Raw genomic sequence first — 1,843 nt, 5'->3', positions numbered from 1 at the left:
GCTGAAAGAATACAGTCTACAGATTATCAGATAAATAATTTGTAAAAGTTTATCAAAAAAAGAGGAAAGGGAGAAGGTATTGTAGAAGTATGACTTTGTAACATAAAAAATATTGGTTAAAGGAGGCTGTTTACATGTTTGAAAAAGAGAAAGAAGGGCTTATTGAAGTTCACAACGTATATGAAATCGCACCAGCAGATGGAGCAATTATAGGTATGGCAACGGAAGAAGAAATGGAGATTGCTGCTGAACTAGAGTTACAGTACTATGCCCATTCTCGTTTATTAGAAGCAAATATTCAGTTAGACGGTTCCTCCTATAAAGAGTTACTTCAGGAGTTCCAGGAGTACGAAAGAAAATCAATGAACTTTTGGAGAGCAATACATAAACGTTTAGCTGTGCCGTGGGCATGGGTACTACGTATTGATGTTGCGAACGGTCCTATATATGTAAGCAATGGGAGTTCGTATTATGAAGAAGTCGATGATGAAGAAGACTATGAATAGATAAGTAAGGAAGCAGCTTTAGTTGCTTCCTTTTTTTATTTACAATAAGTGAATGGCTTCAATGATAGCATCTGGACGATCGTTTTCTATCCCGTGACTAGCATGTTCAGCCAAAATGTATTGGCTGTTTATTGAGAGATTTAATTGTTCACGAATAAGTTCTTGCCACATATCTTCAAGTTGTGTAGCTTCTTCTTTTGGCATACCGCCCTCAATCAATTGAGCAATAGAATATTGAGGATCTCTACCGATAACGATTAATGGTATTTCTAATGTTTTATGTTGTTTTTTTATTGAGCGAGCACAATTTTTCCACTCGGACAGTTCAGAAGCTGTCGCTTTATATAAGGAAGGAGATGTAGAAAATTTGATATGCTGTTTTGTTGTATTGACGAGCATAGGTTTTAGTTCAGTATAAAGCGCGTCTGCATCCATGTTGGAGTAGGTATGATATTTTTGTAGCCACATATCATCAGAATCAGTTTGATCAGAAACCGGTAAATGCAGTTCATCTAATCGGTGTAAGTTCATGGAAGTAGAATCAACTAAAAGAAGTGCTTGCAGCCTATCTTCATGTAACATTGCAAAATGTTGTGCGCATAAACCTCCATAGGAATGACCGATTAAAATGATTGGCTCATAAATATCTAGTTCATGTAGTAACATATGTAGTTCTTTTATAACTTGCATTGTTGTACGTCGATTAGTTCCTAGCTCACTTTTTCCGTAACCTGGGCGATGATATGAAATGACTGTGAATTTTTGTGAAAGCTTTTCTATAATAGGAAGCCAATCGTAAAATGAGCAGCCCATTCCTGTTTGAATGACTACAGTTTGTTTACTGCTACCTCTCATGTATACTTCTACAGTTTGTCCAAATATCTCTACTGATCTATTAATAGTAATTCCCCCTAAGCTTGAAATACTTTTTGGCAAGTAAAGACGATACACCAGGCGCATATGCCGAAGAGTATAGATGTACTAAGTGAAAAGGAGTTTTTTAAACCGATATAAACAATAAATAATAGTAGTGCAGATGCAGGAAATCCATATAATACGCCTAAAGCGAATTGACTTAATTCTTGTTTACTCCCACCTTCGAAAGAAATCCAAAATAGGCTTAGTAAACTAACGAGTGGAAGGGCAGCAATAAAGCCGCCTATCGTACTATAATGTTTAGCGACTTCAGTAATAACGCCGATAATAAGTGCCGAAACGATTACTTTAACGAGGAAATGCATATTTTGCCTCCTTCGCTAATAACGAAAAGGCTTTTTCAATTAATTGTTGTTCTTCTTTTGATAACTGTGATTCTAATATTTTTATCTTTTCTTTAT

General features: G+C 35.8%; 3 protein-coding genes and 1 pseudogene. 1 reads left to right on the top strand and 3 read right to left on the bottom strand.

From position 1 onward, the window contains the following. Positions 1-134: 134 nt before the first annotated feature. Positions 135-506, top strand: a complete 372-nt coding sequence (locus tag AB3X49_RS22925) for a hypothetical protein (protein ID WP_000461762.1) — start codon at positions 135-137, stop codon at positions 504-506. Between the two features lie 39 nt (positions 507-545). On the opposite strand, the gene AB3X49_RS22920 is transcribed toward AB3X49_RS22925, so the two are convergent. The 3 genes and pseudogenes from AB3X49_RS22920 to AB3X49_RS22910 all read right to left on the bottom strand — a co-directional run. Continuing rightward, positions 546-1,466 carry an alpha/beta fold hydrolase gene (locus AB3X49_RS22920; protein ID WP_002168703.1) on the bottom strand — a complete coding sequence of 307 codons (921 nt, stop codon included), beginning with the start codon at positions 1,464-1,466 and terminating at the stop codon, positions 546-548. Then, positions 1,418-1,747: a DUF3147 family protein gene (locus tag AB3X49_RS22915; RefSeq protein ID WP_002086410.1), complete on the bottom strand. Its 330-nt coding sequence runs from the start codon at positions 1,745-1,747 to the stop codon at positions 1,418-1,420. Before AB3X49_RS22915 ends, AB3X49_RS22920 begins: the two co-directional genes overlap by 49 nt. Then, a pseudogene (locus AB3X49_RS22910) lies at positions 1,731-1,843 on the bottom strand (MarR family transcriptional regulator); the annotation flags it as partial. The pseudogene AB3X49_RS22910 and the gene AB3X49_RS22915, both read right to left, overlap by 17 nt.

The organism is Bacillus sp. C30, from assembly GCF_040838255.1.
In the GTDB taxonomy this organism is placed as follows: domain Bacteria; phylum Bacillota; class Bacilli; order Bacillales; family Bacillaceae_G; genus Bacillus_A; species Bacillus_A mycoides.
This window is presented reverse-complemented; position numbering and strand designations above follow the sequence as displayed.